Annotated in this window: 1 protein-coding gene; it reads right to left on the bottom strand. The window is 43.9% G+C overall.

The genetic code is table 11. From position 1 onward, the window contains the following. Positions 1 to 335, bottom strand: a 335-nt coding sequence (locus Y887_RS18110) for a baseplate hub protein (RefSeq protein ID WP_425476747.1), incomplete at its 3' end; no start/stop codon positions are given. Positions 336 to 383 lie beyond the last annotated feature (48 nt).

Below are 383 nucleotides of genomic sequence, written 5' to 3'. Positions count from 1 at the left end.
TCCGCGTTATACATGCAAGTGAAGTCAGCGCCCCACTCATTCCACATCGGTATTCCGACAAATTCCTCAATCACCGTTATCTGTTCTGGATTCAGAATTTTGTCTTTATCCTTGACGATGAGCGTATCATCATCGATATATGCCGCAATAGAGTTCCTTTGATAGTTCTGAATCTCAAGCAGCAAGGCGGCTGCAACATATGTTGTGCGGCCTGGGTTAACAAGGCGCTGATTGTTAATCGAAGTATCGCATATAACAGTATCAATATCCATTTGCTTTGCCGACCACTCCACAAACTCTTTGAATGTTGGGTTTGACGGTGCAGCTTGAGTGATGAACTTAGTCCTGTTTATCTGGTTGGTGTAGCAAGTGATACGTATGAC

The sequence above is a fragment of the Xanthomonas pisi DSM 18956 genome, from assembly GCF_001010415.1.
Taxonomy (GTDB): Bacteria; Pseudomonadota; Gammaproteobacteria; order Xanthomonadales; family Xanthomonadaceae; genus Xanthomonas; species Xanthomonas pisi.
The sequence above is the reverse complement of the archived record's forward strand: the minus strand, read 5'-3'. Positions and strand labels throughout refer to the sequence as shown.